The following is a 17,767-nucleotide window of genomic DNA, read 5'->3' as shown; positions in this document are numbered from 1 at the left end:
GCCGACTCTCCCCCCAATCCCCCAATGAAGGAAGGCACCGTCATGCCCCATGCCCGGACCCCCTCCCAGCTGTCTCGCCGCGGCCTCCTGGCCGCGCTCGGCGGAATCGGCGCCGGCGCGCTGGTCACCGCCTGCGGCGGAGGCGGCGGATCGGGCACGGCGAAGAGCGGCGCGTCCTGGGCGTTCACCGACGACCGCGGGCGGAAGGTCACCGTGCGGGGCCGCCCGAAGCGCCTCGTCGCGTACGTCGGGACGGCCGCGGCCCTGCGCGACTACGGCGTCGGCGATCAGATCGTCGGGGTCTTCGGTCCCACGAAGCTCAAGGACGGCCGGCCGGACCCCCTCGCCGGCACCCTCGACGTGAACAAGGTCACGATCCTCGGCAACACCTTCGGCGAGTTCAACATCGAGAAGTACGCCGCGCTGCACCCTGACCTGCTGGTCACCAACATGTTCCTGCCGAACGCGCTGTGGTACGTGCCCGACAACAGCAAGGACAAGATCGCCGCGCTCGCCCCGAGCGTCGCCATCACCGCCGCCAAGGTGCTCCTGACCGAGCCCATCCGGCGATACGAGGAGCTCGCCGGCGCCCTCGGCGCCGACCTCAAGGCGCGGCAGGTCACCGACGCCAAGGCGCGGTTCGAACAGGCGTCGGCGACGCTGCGCGCGGCGGCCAAGGCGAACGGCGGCCTCAAGGTCATGGCCGCCTCCGGGAGCCCCGATCTGTTCTACGTCTCCGACCCGAACGCCAACGCCGACCTGCGCTACTTCCGCAGCCTCGGCGTCGACCTGATCGCCCCGAACAAGGTCAGCGCCCAGGGCTTCTTCGAGGACCTCAGCTGGGAGAACGCCGACAAGTACCCGGCCGACCTGATCCTGCTCGACGCCCGTACGTCCGCCCTGCAGCCCAAGGACCTGGCGGCCAAGCCCACCTGGGCGAAGCTGCCCGCCGTGAAGGCGGGCCAGATCACTCCCTGGCAGAGCGAGCCGAGGTTCAGCCACGCGGGCTGCGCCCCGCTCATCGAAGCACTCGCCGCCGCGATCCAGAAGGCCAAGAAGGTCCGCTGACCCGCGACGAGTTGACCCGCGAACTGACCTGCGACGAGCTGACCCGCGATGACAGGAGAACCATCGTGAGCACGACCGCGACCGCGGCCCCCTTCCGCTTCTTCGACCTGCACGTCGTACGGACCCGGAGCCTCGGCCCGTCCATGGTCCGGATCACGTTCGGCGGCGAACGCCTCACCGCTCTCGCCGCCGGCGGCCGGGACCAGCGTTTCAAGCTCTTCCTCCCCCACCCCCACCAGGACGCCCCCGTCGTCCCCGTCGACGCGGGCGAGGAGTGGTTCGCGCGGTGGCGGGAGATGGACCCGGCCGTACGGGCGGTGATGCGCTCCTACACCGTGCGCGAACAGCGCCGGGCCCCCGACGAACTCGACGTCGACTTCGCCCTGCACGGGGACGGCGGCCCGGCCTCCCGATGGGCGGCCCAGGCCCTCCCCGGCGACCGCGTCGTCGTGCTCGGCCCGACGACCCCCGACAACGGCGGCGTCGACTTCCGGCCCCCGCCCGGCACCGACTGGGTCCTGATCACCGGGGACGAGACCGCGCTGCCCGCCGTCGCCGGCATCCTCGCCTGGCTGCCCGCGGGCACGCGGGCGCAGGTGTGGCTCGAGGTGCCGCACGCGGCCGACGTGCGGGACCTGCCGACGGAGGCCGACGCCGAGGTCACCTGGCTCGTCCGGGACGGCGCCGCCCCCGGCCTCGTCCTGGACGCGGTCCGGGCCGCCACGCTGCCCGCCGGCACCCCGTACGCCTGGATCGCAGGCGAGGCCGGCGGCGTACGGGCCCTGCGCCGGCACCTGGTCGGCGAACGCGGCCTCGACCGCCGCGCCGTCGTCTTCACCGGTTACTGGCGCCGGGGCGCCACCGAGGAGGACCTGCTCGCCGAGGCCGTGGCCGGCACCGCCGCCGCCGACGACTGACTCTTGGAAGGACGACCTGTGACCTTCACGTCGCCCCTGCTCGACGCGCACACCGCCGAGCTGTACCGCAGCCTCGTCACCGCCGGCGTCGGCCGTGTGGCGGACCGGATCGCCTCGGTGGACCGGCCGTTCACCGGGATCGCCCCCGACCGGCTCGCCGAAGAGGTCGCCGCCGTCGACCTCGACCGGCCACTCGGCGACGCGACCGCCGCCCTCGACGAGCTGGAACACCTCTACCTCCGCGACGCCGTCTACTTCCACCACCCGCGCTACCTCGCCCACCTGAACTGCCCGGTGGCGATCCCCGCCCTGCTCGGCGAGGCGGTGCTGTCGGCGGTCAACTCCTCGCTCGACACCTGGGACCAGAGCGCCGGCGGCACGCTGATCGAACGCCGGCTGATCGAGTGGACGGCGCAGCGCCTCGGCCTGGGTCCGGCCGCCGACGGGGTGTTCACCAGCGGCGGCACGCAGTCCAACCTCCAGGCGCTGCTGCTGGCCCGCGAGGAGGCGTGCGCCAGGACCGCCCTTCCGCTGCCGGCCCCTGAAGAGGCGCGCGCCGGGACCGCGCTTCCGCTGCCGGCCCGCGAGGAGGCGCGCGCCGAGGCCGCCCGTCCGCTGCCAGCCCCCGAAGAGGCGTGCGCCGACCCCGCGCGGCTGCGCGTCTTCGCCTCCGCCTGCGGGCACTTCAGCGTCGTCAAGGCCGCCCGGCTGCTCGGGCTGGGCGAGGACGCGGTGGTCGCCGTGCCGTGCGACCGGGACCGGCGGATGCGCCCCAGCGCGCTGGCCCGCGAGCTCGACCGGTGCCGCCGCCAGGGCCTGGTGCCGATGGCGGTGGTCGCCACCGCCGGGACCACCGACTTCGGCAGCATCGACCCGCTCCCGGAGATCGCCGAGTTGTGCGCGGCGGCGGGCGCGTGGCTGCACGTCGACGCGGCGTACGGCTGCGGCCTGCTGGTGTCCCGCCGGCGCCACCTCCTCGATGGGATCGAACGCGCCGACTCGGTCACCGTGGACTATCACAAGTCCTTCTTCCAGCCGGTCAGCTCCAGCGCGGTGCTCGTACGGGACCGGGCGGCGCTGCGGCACGTGACGTACCACGCCGACTACCTCAACCCCGCGCGCAGCGCCGCCCGGGGCATCCCGAACCAGGTCGACAAGAGCCTGCAGACGACCCGGCGGTTCGACGCGCTGAAACTGTGGCTGACGCTGCGGATGATGGGCGCGGGCGGCGTCGGCGAGCTGTTCGACGCGGTGATCGACCTGGCCGCCGAGGCCTGGGCGCTGCTGAACGCCGACGCGCGCTTCGAGGTGGTCGTACGGCCCCGGCTGAGCACCGTCGTGTTCCGCTACGCGCCGCCCGGCGTGAGCGCCGGAGCGCTCGACCGGGCGAACCTGCACGCGGCCGCCGCGCTGTCCGCCTCCGGGGCGGCCGCCGTCGCCACGACGGTCGTCGACGGCCGCCACCACCTGAAGTTCACGCTCCTCAACCCGCGCACCACGACAGGCGACATCGCCGCCGTCCTCGACCTGCTCGCCGGACACGCCCGCGCCTACCTGGGAGACGACCTTGCCCACGCCTCATGACTTCGTCGCCATCGGACTGGGCCCCTTCAACCTCGGCCTCGCCTGCCTGACCGACCCGATCGACGAGCTCGACGGGGTGTTCCTGGAGAGCAAGCCGGAGTTCGACTGGCATCCGGGGATGCTCCTCGACGGCACGACGCTGCAGACGCCGTTCCTCGCCGACCTGGTCACGCTGGCCGACCCGACCTCGCCGTTCTCGTTCCTCAACTACCTGAAGGAGTCCGGGCGCCTGTACTCCTTCTACATCCGGGAGAGCTTCTTCCCGCTGCGCGCCGAGTACGTCGACTACTGCCGCTGGGCCGCAGGCCGGCTCGCCACGATCCGCTTCGGCCATCACGTGACGGCCGTGGAGTACGACGAGGCCGAGGAGGTGTACGTCGTCCATGCCGAGCAGCCACAGGGCCGCGTGACGTTCCGGGCGCGCAGCCTGGTCCTGGGCACGGGCACGCCGCCGTACGTCCCGGACTGCTGCCGCGACCTGCCCGGCGACGCGATCCACGCCGCCGACTACCTGCGGCACCGGTCCGCGCTGCGGGCGAAGCGCAGCGTCACGGTCGTCGGCAGCGGCCAGAGCGCGGCGGAGATCTACCACGACCTGCTGCAGGACATCGACCACCACGGCTACGAGCTCAACTGGGTGACGCGATCGCCGCGGTTCTTCCCGCTGGAGTACACCAAGCTGACGCTCGAGATGACGTCGCCGGAGTACGCCGACTACTTCCACGCGCTGCCCGCCGCGACCCGTGACCGGCTCTCCGCCGCCCAGAAGGGCCTGTACAAGGGCATCAACACCGGCCTCATCGACGAGATCTTCGACCTGCTGTACCGCAAGAGCCTGCACCGGCCGTGCCCGACGCGGCTGATGACCAACACGGCGCTGCGGGACGCGCGCTACGACGCCGGTTCGTACGCCCTCGGGCTGCGCCAGGAGGAGCAGGGCCGCGACTTCACCCTCGCCACCGAGGGCCTGATCCTCGCCACCGGCTACCGGTACGAGGTCCCCGCGTTCCTCGCCCCGGTCCGGGACCGCCTGCGGTGGGACGAGTCCGGCCGCCTCGCGGTCCGGCGCGACTACAGCGTCGACGCGACCGGCCGCGGCGTCTACGTGCAGAACGCCGAGTTCCATACGCACGGCTTCACAGCGCCCGACCTGGGCATGGCCGCGTACCGCAACTCCTGCGTCATCCGCGGCCTGCTGGGCCGCGAGCACTACCCGATCGAACGGTCGATCGCCTTCCAGGAGTTCGGCGCCGCGGTTTCGAGGGAGGTCGTGTCCGCGTGATCGTGTTCTCCCGTACCGACGACGTGCTCGGTGAGTTCGCACTCCGCCCCGTCGACCCGGCCGGCGACGCCGCGCTGCTGCACGAATGGGTCACCCACCCCAAGTCGGTGTTCTGGATGATGGGCGACGCGAGCCCGTCCGGCGTCGTCGCGGAGTTCGAGGCCATCGCCGCCCGGCCGGGCCACGACGCGTACCTCGGCCTGCACGAGGGCCGCCCGGCCTTCCTCGTCGAACGCTACGACCCGCGCCGCGAACTCGGCGAGGTGTACGACGCCCGCCCCGGCGACGTCGGGATGCACTTCCTCGCCGCGCCGACCGCCACACCGATCCACGGCTTCACCCGCGCCGTCATCGTCACCGTGATGGAGTTGCTGTTCGCCGACCCCGGCACGCGCCGTGTCATCGTGGAACCCGACGTGCGCAACACCGCCGTGCACGCGCTGAACGCGACGGTGGGCTTCGAGGTCGTAGGCACCGTCTCCCTGCCGGACAAGCAGGCCCTGCTGAGCGTCTGCCCCCGCGAGCGGTACGAGGCGACGCCGGGCGGAGACGACCGTCCCGACGCGACGCTGCCCGGGCACGACCGTCCCGACGCGACGCTGCCCGGGCACGACCGTCCCGACGCGACGCTGCCCGGGCACGACCGTCCCGACGCGACGCTGCCCGGGCACGACCGTCCCGACGCGGTCGCGCACCTGACGCCCGGACGCTGGGCGCACGCGAACCGGCTCCTGGTGCGCAAGGCCCTCGCCGAGTTCGCGCACGAGCGGCTGCTGGTGCCGGAGCGGCTGCCGGACGGCCGGTACGCCGTGCGCAGTGACGACGGCACCGTGGAGTACTCGTTCGCGGCGCGCGTGCTCGCGCTGGACCACTGGGACATCGACGCGCACTCCATCGTCCGGTGGCGCTCCGGCGCCGCGCTCCGGCTCGACGCGCTCGATTTCGTTGTCGAGCTGCGGCACACGCTCGGCCTCACCGAGGAGGTCCTCCCGGTCTACCTGGAGGAGATCAGCAGCACCCTCGCTAGCAGCGCGTACAAACTCGCCCGGCCCCCGGTCCGCGCGGCCGACCTGGCGCGGGCGGGCTCCATGGTCGCTCACCGCTCCTCACTCGCTCCGCGAGCGACCTCCTTCGTCGGCCGCTCACTCCGCTCGCTCGTCGGGGTCGCTTCCGGCTTCCAGGCCGTCGAGACCGGCATGACCGAGGGCCACCCCTGCTTCGTCGCGAACAACGGGCGGCTCGGCTTCGACGCCGAGGAGTACCAGTGGTACGCCCCCGAGGCCGCCCGGCCGGTCCGGCTGCTCTGGCTGGCCGCGCGCCGGGACCGCTCCACCTTCACGAGCGGCGCGGGCCTCGACCACGACGCGCTGATGCGCGCGGAGCTGGGCACGGCGACCCTTGAACGGTTCGCGGCCACGATGGCCGGCCTCGGGCTGGACCTCGCCGACTTCCACCTCATTCCCGTACACCCGTGGCAGTGGCGGAACCGGCTGTCGGTGACCTTCGCCGGTGAGGTGGCGCGGCGCCGTCTCGTACTCCTCGGCCCGAGCGAGGACGAGTACCTCGCCCAGCAGTCGATCCGGACCTTCTTCAACGTCGGCGCACCGTCGAAGCACTACGTGAAGACGGCCCTGTCCGTGCTGAACATGGGCTTCCTGCGCGGCCTGTCCGCGGAGTACATGGCGGCGACGCCGGCCATCAACGACTGGGTCGCCGACCTGGTCGCGGGCGACGAGGTCCTGAAGCGGACCGGCCTGACCGTGCTGCGGGAGCGTGCTGCGGTCGGGTACCACCATGAGCAGTACGCCGCCGCCTCCGCGAAGGGCTCCCCGTACCTGAAGATGCTGGCGGCGCTGTGGCGGGAGAGCCCGGTGCCGCTGCTCGGACCGGGCGAGCGGCTCGCGACCATGGCCTCGCTGCTGCACGTCGACCGGGCGGGCGACTCCTTCGCGAGCGCCCTGATCAACGGGTCGGGGCTGGACCCGGTCGCCTGGCTGCGCCGGTACCTCGACGCCTACCTGACGCCGATCCTGCACTGCTTCTACGCCCACGACCTGGTCTTCATGCCGCACGGCGAGAACGTCATCCTCGTGCTCGACGAGCGAGGCGTCCCGCAGCGCGCCATGTTCAAGGACATCGCCGAGGAGATCGGCGTGATGAGCGCCGACCGGCCGCTGCCACCGGAGATCGAGCGCGTCCGCGCGGACGTGCCCGAGGACATGAAGATCCTGTCGATCTTCACGGACGTCTTCGACTGCTTCTTCCGCTTCCTCAGCGCGATCCTCGACGCGGACGGCACCCTCGACGAGGACACGTTCTGGTCGACGGTGGCCGCCTGCGTCGTGGACTACCAGGACTCGGTCCCCCACCTGGCCGACCGGTTCGCCAGATACGACCTGTTCGCCGAGCGGTTCGCGCTGTCCTGCCTCAACCGGCTGCAACTACGGAACAACCGGCAGATGGTCGACCTCGCCGACCCGGCCGGCGCCCTGCAACTCGTCGGCACCCTGGACAACCCCATCGCTCGCTTCGCCCCCTGACACAGAGCGGCCGCGTCGTCGTTTCTCAGCGGGGCTCAGGCCGTTGGCCGGGAGTGTCCGGCCGGAGAAGCCCGGTCGGCACCCAGGTGATGACGCGGTCGAAGAAGGGCCCGGCGGGACCGGCCTCGGGCTGGCGGGGTGGCGTGGTCACATCGCTGGTCAGGGGCCTGATGACTGTGGTCGTGCGCTGACCAGAGCGGCTTCCACGGCACGGAGAAAGCCCAGTGCGGCGTCCAGGTCGGCGCTGTCACCACCGGCGGCCGCGGACAGGATTGTGGCCCACTCGTGGCGGACGAGGGCGTAGTTCGTCTTGCCATGTTGGGTCGCCCGTACGGTCACGCCACGACCATCGTCGGGGTCGGCTTGGCGTTCGATCAGGCCCTTGCCCTCCAACGTGCGCAGCACGGCGGACAGGTTGGTGCGTTGCAGCCCGGTGGCGGCGGCGATCCGGCTGGGCGGCGCGGCCGGAACGCCGAGCAGGTAGCGCATCACCATGCCTTCGGACTGCGACAGCGGGACGGCCCGTTCGTCGGCGTAGCCGCGGAACTGGATCTCCCGGGCGATGATGAGCACCAGGTCGGCCAACTCGGCCCAGCGTAGATCGTCGGCCGAGTCGCGCCTGCGATCAGGTTCAGTCACTGCCACTCCACCAGGGTAGGCCCTCCGCTCAGGTACTTATGGTCACATACTTATAGACACATAATAATTATGGACATATAGTGATGAGCTCATAACTACTTCTCGAGGAGTTGCCCGTGACATCGACGATTACCCCGGCCGACTCCCGGCCGGCCTCACCCCGCTCCGTCGCCCGCGCGGGCGGGCTGCACCCGATCGGGGTGTTCATCCTGCTGGCCGGTGCATTCCTGCCGATCATGGACTTCTTCATCACCAACGTCGCCCTGCCCGATATCGAGGCCTCGCTGCACGCCTCGCCCTCCGCGCTGGAACTGGTGATCGCCGGCTACGGCGTGGCGTACGCATCCCTGCTGGTCCTGGGCGGTCGGCTGGGTGACCGCTACGGCCGCCACCGCCTTTTCCTCGGGGCACTCGTAGGCTTCGTGCTGGCTTCGCTCGCCTGCGGCATCGCGCCGACCATCGGGGTGCTGATCGCCGCGCGGATCATTCAGGGCGCCTGCGCCGCACTGCTCATCCCGCAGGTGCTGGCCACCTTCCACCACACCCTGGATGGCGAACGCAAGGCCCGTGCGCTGGCCCTGTACGGTGCGACCTCCGGCATCGCCGCGGTCGTCGGCCAACTCGTGGGCGGTCTACTGGTCAGCGCCGACATCGCCGGCACCGGGTGGCGTCCCATCTTCCTGGTCAACGTGCCCATCGGGCTGGTCGTGCTGCTGGTCGCGGCCCGTATCGTGCCGGCCACCCGCTCGGCGCACCCGGTCGGCGTCGACCTGCCTGGTACCGCGCTGTTCGCCGCCACCATCGTCGCCCTGCTGATCCCCCTGACCGAAGGGCACTCGCTGGGCTGGCCGTGGTGGACCTGGCTCCTGATCGCCCTGGCGATCGTCCTCGGCTTCGTCATCCACACCGTGGAGAAGCGCGCCGAGGCACGCGGCGAGGTGCCGCTGCTGCCGCCGTCACTCCTGCGGCTGCCGTCGATGTCCCGAGGCCTGATCATGGTGCTGGCCTTCAGCATCGGGTTCGGCGCATTCATGTTCGTCTTCGCCTTGACCGTCCAGGACGGACTGCACGCCGACGCACTGCACGGCGGCCTCGCCATCGTGCCGATGGCCCTGCTGTTCTTCCTCGGGTCACTGTTCGCGCCGCGCCTGATCACCCGCTTCGGCCGGGCCGCACTGTCCGCCGGCGCGCTGGTGCAGTTGGTCGGCCTGGCCTGGCTGGTCGCGGTCCTGGTAACGGACTGGCCGCACGTCGGCCTGTGGACCATGGCCGCGCCGCTGGCCCTGGCCGGCGCCGGGCAGTCGATGTTGTTCGCCGGGCTGTTCCGCAGCGTGCTCGCCGACGTCCCCACCCACCTGGGCGGGATCGGCAGCGGCGTGCTCATCACGCTGCAACAAAGCGGGCTGGCGCTCGGCGTCGCCACGCTCGGCACGCTCTACCTGGCCCTGGCCCCGCACAGCGTGCCACACGCGTTCGCCGCCGCCGAGTACGTCCACATCGCGATCGTCGCGCTCCTCGCCGTCGGCGCCGCCGCCCTGCCCCGCTTCAACCGGACCACGACCGACACCCCCGTGATCGACGCCTGACCCACACTGCTCAACGCGATCGCGGCGGCACTGCGGGCTCGGCCCACGCCTGGTGTGGCCAAGGCCGTCCTCGCCGATGACCACCTTTTCACCGGAACGATCGCCACCCACGTGCTCACCGCCGTCCGCCAATGGCTCCCGAACGCCGCACTCGTGCTCGCCATGCACGACCGGCCGGCGGACACGGCCTGCCTGGGCCCCGCTTGGACCACCACGTCGCTCGACGAATACCCCTGATCCGGTGCTGATGATCAAGAGCGAGACGAAAACGATCTTGAAGCTGTAGCCTCTGCTCTGCCGTTTGGCGCCCGCTGGGGAACACGCTGCCCGGCTTGGCAGCGGCATCCCCTGTGGAGACACCCTCATCGAGGATAGGAAGGCACGTTGAAACAACGTTCCAGGGCAGTGGTGGCCGCGGCGGCCACCATGTTCGCCTGCACCATCGCGGCTCAGCCCGCCTTCGCGGATGGTTCTGATCCTGCCGGCCTGGTAGTGATATCGGGCACCAGCGCGCTGCCGGCGGGTTGTGGGCTGGCCGAGGGCAACGGTTACGTGCTGAACCCGAATGCCGAGGTTCAGCCCATGGCGGCGCGGGATCCGAAGAATTCGAAGCATCTCGTCGCGATTTACCAGCAGGACCGGTGGAACAAGTACGGCAGCAACGGAGCCGTCACCGTCGTGTCCAACGACGCCGGCGTGACCTGGCACAAGTCGGCGGCGCAGCCCGCCTTCTCCCACTGCAACGGCGGCACCGCGGCCAACGGCGGGGACTACGACGTCACGACGGACCACTGGATCACGATCACTCCGTCCGGTGCGGCGGTGGCAGCGTCGTTCTCGCTGTCGCGTACCGGTCAGGTGACGGCGATGCTGGTGTCGCGGTCCGCCGACGGCGGTGAGCACTGGGATGCCCCGGTGACCCTCCAGCGGGACGACACCACGGAGTTCTTCAACGACCGCCCGGCGATCACCGCCGACCCGTACCACCCGGGCGTGGTCTACGCGGTGTGGGACCGTTCCTTCAGCGAGTCGGACGGCACCTGGGGCCAGCCGGTCTACATGGCGAAGTCGACCGACGACGGGAAGACCTGGACTTCGAAGAAGGTCTACGACTTCCCGACCAACAGCGGCGCCATCGGTGCCGTGGTGCAGCCGATGGCCGACGGGACGCTGCTGCTCGGCATGCACGTGGAGACCGACACCACCGCCGCCACCCAGGTCGTCCGCTCGACCGACGGCGGCGACACGTGGTCGACACCGACGCTGAACGCGGCGGCGCCGTTCACCGTGGGCACCAAGATCCCGGACCCCGACAATGGGACCGACCCGGTGCGCAACGCGTCGCTCCCGCTGCTGGCGGTCCAGCCGAACAGCAAGGTGGTGAACGCGGTCTGGCAGAGCCAGAACGCCGACGGCACCTTCCACGTCGCGTACGCGCGGTCCACGGACAACGGACAGACCTGGTCCACCCCGGTTCGCGTGGACAAGACGCCCACCGGCTCGGCCGCCGTACCGGCGATCGCCGTGTCTCCCGCCGGCGTCGTGGGGATCACGTACTACGACTTCCGGAACAACACGTCCGCCGCCACGCTGCCCACCGACTTCTGGGCCACGACCTGCGCGGAGGACTGCACGGAGTCCGGATCGTGGAACGAGCAGCACGTGGAGGGTTCGTTCGACGCGCGGACGGTGCCGTTGACGAGTTCCGGCCGGATGATCGGTGACTACACCGGCCTGGTCTGGACGACCGGCTCGACCTTCCTGGCCGTGTACGGCGTGGCCACCGGCAACACCAGCAACCCGGTGGACATCCACAGCGACACCTTCTACCGCTGACCGGCATGGTGCGGCCCGTCGGCGTTTCCAGCGCCGACGGGCCGCACCGTGCGGTTCGGCCGTGCACACCGACCACGGTGTGCACGGCCAGGTCACATGACTTACAGGCCGGTCGGGTCGGTACACGACCCGGCCGGCCTTGACGTTGAGCGAGCACTCGCGGCCCGCGTCCTGGCGCTGCCGAACGCCGGGACCTGAGGTCCATTCAGGACCCCAGAGGTTAGGCTTCGAGCCTCTATCCACGAAAATCCGAGCAGGCGATAGTTGGCGTGCACCGAAAACAGGTGCCCACCAGATGAACGGCACCGTGAATTCACCGGTCAGCCCATTGGTGGCACTCGTCGATATTCGAAGGAATCGCCAATGCGGAAGTTGGCCGTCACCATGGCCGCCGCCCTCGCCGTGGTCGGCGCGGGAGCGTCAACGGCGTCCGCCGCCACGACCGTCGCCAAGCCCAAGACGAGCGGCTCGTGGAACCTGGACAGGAAGATCAAGCCGAAGGACATGGTGACCGACGGCACCTGGAAGCTCGATCTGAAAAAGAAGCACAAGCAGCTCACGATCAAGGTTCACGTCCACATCTACTCCCCGACGGACAGCGGCGACGGGATCGCCTACCTCCGCATCGGAACGCCCGGGCATTATGCGACGAAGAAGGTCGAGCCGTTCGGCAAGGCGGATGTGCGGAAGACCCTCGTGCTGGACGGCAAGGCGGCGACGCGGATCTACGTCCGCAAGTGCCGGGTCCTGGTAGAGCCGGGCACGACCTGCAGCCCGGAGAAGCGCGTGAAGTGATCCACGGGCACGCCGTCTCCCGTTGCGGAAGCGCGCGTCCGTCACCGGGCCCGGCACAAAATCAAGTACATCAAGGTCCGGGCATGTAACGGCAGGACCGGTTACGCCGTTGCGATTTACCTCAAGGCGCTCGCCCGCCCCGCTGAAACGGCTTGGTCGCTGCCGAGCGGCCGGGGCGCGTCCGCTCCGGCCGCGGGCGGTCACGATTCGGTGGGGAAGACGATGCCGCACTGGGCGCGGATCTCGTCCATGACGCGGAGCGTGGTGATCGAGTCGTCGAGGGGGCGGATCGTGGACTGCGGTCGTCCGGCGGTGATGCAGCGGGCGTCGTGGGCGGTGCGCGGTTCGGTGAAGGTCAGTGCCGGGCCGCCGTGCGGAGTGAGGATGAGGTCACCGGGCTGGTTGAACGGGCCGGGCAGGATGAGGGTCCCGTGCGATCCGGCGATGGTGGCCGTGGTCGGAGTGTCACTGCCTGGTTGCCATTCGGGTCGCGGAGGACGGCGGAGATCTGGCCATTGACGCCCGCCGGGTGAGGCTGCCCGACGGTTAGGACCTGCCGGACGATGTCGTATCTGGGCAGGAAGAGAGTCCACAGTGCCTCCGCGCAGAACAGCGTCTCTGATCAGCTTAGGGATCCGCAGTCATGTTGGGCGTCGTGACTGGAGGATCTACCCACCGGGGCGGGGTGGCGTGGGCGTGCAGGTGGAAACCCGCACCCAATGCCGCTCCCTTGGGCCGGTGCCGTGGACGGCCCCGGCTGGTGAGGGTGGTTGAGCTGATCGTGTGCACGATAGTCGTGCGCGCGCCCTGGTACCCGCAGGCCGCCCGAGGCAGTCTGTGGTCCGTGTGAGCGCGTCCCTCCGGACGCTGACCCGCCGCCCCTTGGGGGCCGAGGGTGGAGGGTGCCCCGCGTCGCCTGGGCACGGGGCGTGAGGTTCGGCGCGGGGTGGTGCCGGTCTTGGACCGATCCTCCCCGCTGGCCTGAGAAGGCGCGGTCGGGGTGATGACCGCGCCCGCTTCGAGGGTGTCGACGACGCGGGAGATGGCCATCTGGCCGGTGGCGCGGTCGGCGGTGGTGGTGTGCTGGTGGGTGAGGCCGCGGGCGGCGATGCGCCGCCACGCGCCGTGGTCGCGGTCGCCTCGCCAGCCACAGTCAAGGTTAGGGCAGATCGCCCACTTCCACCCGGGAGTGGTGAGCCGGTCGGGTGCCTTGCAGTGCCGCAAGGGGACCAGGCACTGCGGGCAGTGCTTGGAGGTGTTCTTCGGCGGGACGGTGACGACGGCGATGCCGGTCTCGGCGGCCAGATGCCGCATGTTGCCGACGATCTGCCCCCGCACGGCCTGGGACAGACGGGTGTTGAGGGTGCGGCCCATGCCCTTGGCCTCCATCGACCGCAGATCCTCCACATAGATCACGCTCGCACCCGCTGCGATCGCCTGGTCCACTGCCCAGCGGGCGGCCGACCAGGCGAGTGCGTCGTTCAGGCCCGACCGGCGGTCGGCCACGTGCCGGTGTTCGGTCGTCAGGACGGCGTGTTTGGCGGCCAGGTGGTGGTCCTCCTGGTCGGCGATGAGGCGGGCGTAGGTGTCGGTTTTGGCGTGCAGGTGTTCGCCGTGGCGGCGCAGCCGGTGCTGGCGGGCCATCACCCCACCGGCCCGGAACATCGCCCCGGCCCCGAGTGCGGTGATGGTGCCGTCGGGATGCAAGCGGCAGGCCCCGGCGCTGAGCAGGGTGTTCAGGCCCCAGTCGACGCCCAGCGCCGTCGTGTGACCCTTCCGTTCGGCCTTGGGAACAGGGTGGGAGAACGCCAAATCCGCGTGCACTTTCTGGCCCTGCGGGCGCAGTGTGGGCAGGTGCAGCACCGCATCGGGCGGGACTGTAGGCGGCAGCGTGACCGGACAGGCCACCCAGGACCACTCCGTGTACGAGCGCGGATCCGGGCGGCCGGGCAACTGCAGCCGCAACAGCACCCTGGCCGGGTCATCGTCGGCGCGTTCCAGGGTAGCTTGCTGCCGGTCCACCGCGGCCAGCACCAGCATCCGCGCCACGCGCGGCGCCTCCTCCAGTTCGAACACATCAACCGGAAGCCGCCCATACCTGCCGACGAATGCGGTGATCTGCCTTGTGCGCGCTTTGATCACGCTGCCGGACAGCGCCCTGCCGTCCCGGATCGCTTCACGGACGGCGTGCCATTCGGCCTGCGTGCGCTTGGCCGGGTCAGCGGGCCAGGTCGCCAGGATCCCGGTGACCTTCTCGGCACGGTGCTGCGCACCGCGCAGGATCCGCCCGGCTTGTTCTTGCGCCATCCGCACGATCCGGTCATTGACCTTGACCCCGCCGGGAACGGTCACGCCCCAGCCCAGCCTCCGCAACGCCATCCACGCATTCGACGGCAAGACACGGCCCGCGCCATCCACCCCGTCCGCCAGCACGGCCACATCCTCGGCGTTCCAACGCTCCGCCAGCAGACCGGCGGCCATCCCAGCGACCAGGTCCGCGCACCAGCCCACCCGCTCAGCCACCGTCCGAGCCGTCAAGGCCTCACCGGTCTCCTCATCCACCCCACCACGCAGCAGCCCGCGGGCGGCCGCGGTCCGCGCCACCTGGCCGTCGGCCAGCGCAAGCTTACGGCTCATGCGACACGACCGGACGACACGCGACCAAACATGTACGCACAGTAGCGGACTGTATCTGCAATCCGCTCGGTGATTCGAAAATCCGAGCGAGGCAAGCCCGCCAGGGCCTCAACGGCCTACCGGCGAAACGCCGTCGGGTGTGCACACCGCTTCCGCCATCGTGAGCAACCACCGCAACTCGACGCCCTCGAGTGAGGGCTACGGAACATCACAGATCCCCAGGGAAACCTGTGAGCCTCCGCCCGGCCGCGAACCTGGCGATCTCGATGGCCTCCTCGGCGTTCAGCGCGAGGGGCTTCTCGACCAGGACGTGCTTTCCGTGCTCGAGGGCGAGCCGCGCGCAGGTCAGGTGGGCGGTGTGCTCGGTGGCGACGTAGACGACGTCGATGTCGGAGGCGGCGGTCAGCTCCTCGTACGAACCGTGGGCGCGGGGGATGCCGTGGCGGCGCGCGAAGTGCTCGGCGCGGCCGTGGTCGCGGGAGGCGACGGCCGTGAGGCTCTGGCGGGTGTGGCGGCGAACGGAACGGGCGAAGCGCTCGGCGATCCAGCCGGTTCCGAGGATGCCCCAGCGCAAGGCGGGGGCGGTCATCGGGTCGGGGGTACGCGCGGCGGGCAGGGCCGCGGGGAAGGCGGGCATCGCGAGGGCTCCTCTAGAGCGCCGGGGCCTGGACCGGGACGGTTCTGCCGCCGTTCCCCATGGAGTCGATGACCGCCGCCGCGACGGCGCTCGCGGTCAGCCCGTCGCGGGCCGTGGCCAGTGGGGACGGCGTGCCCGCGGTGATCGCGTCGATCCAGGCCTGGAGTTCGAGCCGGTACGCGTCGGCGAACCGGGGCCGCCAGTCGGCGGGGTGGCCGGTGGACCGCCCGCGGTCGGCGTCGGTGACGATGCGGGCCGGGTCGGCGAGCGCGACCGTACCGCGGTCGCCGACGATCTCACAGCGGATGTCGTAGCCGTAGCCGGCGTTGAGGAACACCTCGACGGTGGTCAGGGCGCCGTCGGCGGTGCGGAGCAGGATCAGCTGAGGATCCTGGAGCCCGGTCGCCGGAGCGCGGCGCGGGGCGTGCCATTCGACCTCGGTGATCGGAGAGTCCAGCAGCCAGGGAACGGTGTCGAACTCGTGGATCGCCGAGCCGGTGACGCTGGACTCGCTGGTGGCGCCCGGCGCGGAGGCCACCCCGCGGCTGACGCAGTGCAGCAGCAGCGGCACCCCGCAGGTCCCGGCGGCGAGCGCGGCCTTCAGCTCCACGTACGCCGGGTCGAAACGACGCATGAAACCGAGCGAGATCAGTCCTGTCCGTCCCGCTGCCCGTACGACGCGTACGCATTCGGCCAGGGTCGGTGCCAGTGGCTTCTCGCACAGCACGGGCTTGCCGGCCCGTACCGCGGCGATGGCCAGGTCGGCGTGGGTGGCGTCGTGTGAGGCGATGACGACCGCGTCGACGGCGGGATCGGCGATCAGCGCGAAGGCGTCGTCGACGGTGCGGGCGTCCCGTACGCCGGCCGCGACGGCGCGGGCCCGGGCGGGGTCGATGTCGGCCACCGCGGTGACGGCGGCGCCGGAGACATGGCGGTGCAGGGTGTTCACGTGGTCGGCGCCCATGATGCCGGTGCCGATGACACCGACGCGGATCTCGCTCACGGCAGGCTCACCCACGTCCCCGTCCGGGCGGACCGGGTCATGGCGTCGAGCACGACGGCGGCGCGGACGGCGTCCTCGAGTGTGGCGCCGTACGGCGTCCGCTCGGCGATGGACCGCAGGAAGCGGTACGCCTCGATGACTTTCAGATCGTCGTAGCCCATGCTGATCCCGGCGCCGGGCTGGAAGGCGGCGTACTCGCCGTCCCCCGGCCCGACGTGGACGGTGCCGACCGGCTGATCCTGGTAGTCCGTTCCCCGGCTGACGCCCAGTTCACCCATCCGGCGGAAGTCCCAGAACAGCGCGCCCCTGGTGCCGTGGATCTCCACGCCGTAGTTGTTCTGCTCGCCCACCGAGACCCGGCAGGCCTCCAGGACGCCACGCGCCCCGGAGGCGAACCGCAGCAGGCAGGAGACGTGGTCCTCGTTCTCCACCCGTCCCCGCTCCCCTCCCGCGGACCGGGTGTGCCCGGCGGTGGCGCCGGCCGGGCGGGCCCGCTCGGGTACGAACACGGCGGTGTCGGCGACCAGTGATGAGATCTCGCCGAGGAGGAAGCGGGCCAGGTCCACGCCGTGCGAGGCGAGATCGCCGAGCACGCCGCTGCCGCCGCGCTCGCGCTCGTACCGCCAGGTCAAGGCGCCATCGGGGTGCGCCGCGTAGTCGCTGAACAGCCGGATGCGGGCGTGGGTGACGGCGCCGATCTCCCCCGCGGCGATCATCTCCCGGGCCGTCTCGACGGCCGGGGCGTTGCGGTAGTTGAACCCGACGGTGCCCTGGACCCCGGCCTCGCCGGCCGCGTCGGCAACCGCGCGGGCGTCCGCGGCGGTCAGGCCGACGGGCTTCTCGATCCAGAGGTGCTTGCCGGCCTCCGCCAGCGCCACGCCGATCTCACGGTGCAGGAAGTTCGGGGCGGTGACGCTGACGGCGGCGACACGCGGGTCGGCCACCACGTCACGCCAGTCACGGGTCGCCGTGGCGAAGCCGAATCGGGCGGCGGCCTCCTCGGCCCGGCCGGGCACCTCATCGGCGACCGTGACCGGCTCCGGGCGCAGGTCCAGCTGCGGAAAGTGATGCAGCACCCGGGCGTACGCCTGGGCGTGCACCCGGCCCATCCAGCCGAACCCCACCACGGCCACGCCCAGGGGGCGATGACGGGCCATCGGTCACCTCACCCGGACTCGTACTCGGCGAGGAAGGGCGTCGAGCGCCCCGGCCTCCGCGCGTGGCGGTTCGACCCTGCTCACGT

The 17,767-nt window shown here is 71.1% G+C and carries 15 protein-coding genes; 9 read left to right on the top strand and 6 right to left on the bottom strand.

Annotation, left to right across the window (positions count from 1 at the left end; all coding sequences use genetic code 11):
* Positions 1–42 precede the first annotated feature (42 nt).
* The 5 genes from ACQP2O_RS18505 to ACQP2O_RS18485 all read left to right on the top strand — a co-directional run bounded on the left by ACQP2O_RS18505 (position 43) and on the right by ACQP2O_RS18485 (position 7,391).
* Entirely contained in the window at positions 43–1,068 is a 1,026-nt protein-coding gene (locus ACQP2O_RS18505) for an ABC transporter substrate-binding protein (RefSeq protein WP_433186301.1), read from the top strand.
* A 65-nt stretch (positions 1,069–1,133) separates the two neighbouring features.
* A complete protein-coding gene (locus tag ACQP2O_RS18500; RefSeq protein ID WP_433186299.1) occupies positions 1,134–1,985 on the top strand; it encodes a siderophore-interacting protein in 852 nt (283 codons plus the stop codon).
* An 18-nt stretch (positions 1,986–2,003) separates the two neighbouring features.
* The gene (locus tag ACQP2O_RS18495; RefSeq protein ID WP_433186296.1) at positions 2,004–3,569 is read left to right on the top strand and encodes a pyridoxal phosphate-dependent decarboxylase family protein; all 1,566 of its coding nucleotides are present in this window, start codon (positions 2,004–2,006) and stop codon (positions 3,567–3,569) included.
* On the top strand, positions 3,553–4,851 hold the full coding sequence (locus ACQP2O_RS18490; RefSeq protein ID WP_433186293.1) for a lysine N(6)-hydroxylase/L-ornithine N(5)-oxygenase family protein: 1,299 nt from the start codon (positions 3,553–3,555) through the stop codon (positions 4,849–4,851). Before ACQP2O_RS18495 ends, ACQP2O_RS18490 begins: the two co-directional genes overlap by 17 nt.
* A complete protein-coding gene (locus ACQP2O_RS18485) occupies positions 4,848–7,391 on the top strand; it encodes a GNAT family N-acetyltransferase (protein WP_433186290.1) in 2,544 nt (847 codons plus the stop codon). The genes ACQP2O_RS18490 and ACQP2O_RS18485 overlap by 4 nt, the downstream gene beginning before the upstream one ends.
* 159 nt (positions 7,392–7,550) lie before the next feature.
* Here the strand turns inward: ACQP2O_RS18485 and ACQP2O_RS18480 are convergent, their stop codons facing one another.
* The gene (locus ACQP2O_RS18480) at positions 7,551–8,030 is read right to left on the bottom strand and encodes a MarR family winged helix-turn-helix transcriptional regulator (protein ID WP_433186288.1); all 480 of its coding nucleotides are present in this window, start codon (positions 8,028–8,030) and stop codon (positions 7,551–7,553) included.
* A 116-nt stretch (positions 8,031–8,146) separates the two neighbouring features.
* On the opposite strand from ACQP2O_RS18480, the gene ACQP2O_RS18475 reads away from it, so the two are divergent.
* From ACQP2O_RS18475 to ACQP2O_RS18460, 4 genes are all read left to right on the top strand, one after another.
* Complete coding sequence (locus tag ACQP2O_RS18475; protein ID WP_433186285.1) at positions 8,147–9,616, top strand: MFS transporter; 1,470 nt, start codon at positions 8,147–8,149, stop codon at positions 9,614–9,616.
* 54 nt (positions 9,617–9,670) lie between these two features.
* Positions 9,671–9,853: a hypothetical protein gene (locus ACQP2O_RS18470; protein WP_433186282.1), complete on the top strand. Its 183-nt coding sequence runs from the start codon at positions 9,671–9,673 to the stop codon at positions 9,851–9,853.
* A 147-nt stretch (positions 9,854–10,000) separates the two neighbouring features.
* Entirely contained in the window at positions 10,001–11,452 is a 1,452-nt protein-coding gene (locus ACQP2O_RS18465; protein ID WP_433186279.1) for a hypothetical protein, read from the top strand.
* 363 nt (positions 11,453–11,815) lie between these two features.
* Positions 11,816–12,247 carry a hypothetical protein gene (locus tag ACQP2O_RS18460; protein ID WP_433186276.1) on the top strand — a complete coding sequence of 144 codons (432 nt, stop codon included), beginning with the start codon at positions 11,816–11,818 and terminating at the stop codon, positions 12,245–12,247.
* A 200-nt stretch (positions 12,248–12,447) separates the two neighbouring features.
* On the opposite strand, the gene ACQP2O_RS18455 is transcribed toward ACQP2O_RS18460, so the two are convergent.
* The 5 genes from ACQP2O_RS18455 to ACQP2O_RS18435 form a co-directional block, all read right to left on the bottom strand.
* Positions 12,448–12,840, bottom strand: coding sequence for a hypothetical protein (locus tag ACQP2O_RS18455; protein WP_433186273.1), 393 nt, complete (start codon positions 12,838–12,840; stop codon positions 12,448–12,450).
* A 34-nt stretch (positions 12,841–12,874) separates the two neighbouring features.
* A complete protein-coding gene (locus ACQP2O_RS18450; RefSeq protein WP_433186270.1) occupies positions 12,875–14,884 on the bottom strand; it encodes a zinc ribbon domain-containing protein in 2,010 nt (669 codons plus the stop codon).
* 208 nt (positions 14,885–15,092) lie between these two features.
* On the bottom strand, positions 15,093–15,521 hold the full coding sequence (locus ACQP2O_RS18445; RefSeq protein ID WP_433186267.1) for a Gfo/Idh/MocA family protein: 429 nt from the start codon (positions 15,519–15,521) through the stop codon (positions 15,093–15,095).
* A 13-nt stretch (positions 15,522–15,534) separates the two neighbouring features.
* Positions 15,535–16,524, bottom strand: coding sequence for a Gfo/Idh/MocA family oxidoreductase (locus ACQP2O_RS18440; protein ID WP_433186264.1), 990 nt, complete (start codon positions 16,522–16,524; stop codon positions 15,535–15,537).
* A complete protein-coding gene (locus ACQP2O_RS18435) occupies positions 16,521–17,681 on the bottom strand; it encodes a Gfo/Idh/MocA family protein (protein WP_433186261.1) in 1,161 nt (386 codons plus the stop codon). The genes ACQP2O_RS18440 and ACQP2O_RS18435 overlap by 4 nt, the downstream gene beginning before the upstream one ends.
* Between the last annotated feature and the right edge of the window lie 86 nt (positions 17,682–17,767).

Origin of the sequence: Actinoallomurus sp. CA-150999, from assembly GCF_050942425.1 — a bacterium.
GTDB lineage: Bacteria > Actinomycetota > Actinomycetes > Streptosporangiales > Streptosporangiaceae > Actinoallomurus.
The sequence above is the reverse complement of the archived record's forward strand: the minus strand, read 5'-3'. Positions and strand labels throughout refer to the sequence as shown.